Here is a 255-nt window from a genome sequence, read left to right as displayed (position 1 = left end):
CTCTTTGAAGCGCAGCAGCTATTTGATCCCAAACGCCCTTGGTCTCCCAGCGGGCGAATCGAACATAGGCCGTGTGCCAGTTGCCAAACTCCTTTGGCATGTCCCGCCAAGGGCAGCCTGTTCGAGCAATGTAGAGTACCGACTCCACGAACAAACGGTTATCCGCTGCCGTGCGTCCTCTGTCTGTGGCCTTCCCAGGCAGAAAATCCGCTATGCGTGACCACTGGTCATCGGTGAGCATTCGGCGATCCATGT

1 protein-coding gene is annotated in these 255 nt (G+C 56.9%); it reads right to left on the bottom strand.

The features are described 5' to 3' along the window. On the bottom strand, window positions 1-241 hold a 241-nt coding region (locus ACLIIZ_RS21255; protein WP_416695708.1), incomplete at its 3' end, for a transposase. Window positions 242-255 lie beyond the last annotated feature (14 nt).

Origin of the sequence: Azonexus caeni, assembly GCF_048146105.1 — a bacterium.
GTDB classification, from domain to species: domain Bacteria; phylum Pseudomonadota; class Gammaproteobacteria; order Burkholderiales; family Rhodocyclaceae; genus Azonexus; species Azonexus aromaticus_B.
The sequence above is the reverse complement of the archived record's forward strand: the minus strand, read 5'-3'. Positions and strand labels throughout refer to the sequence as shown.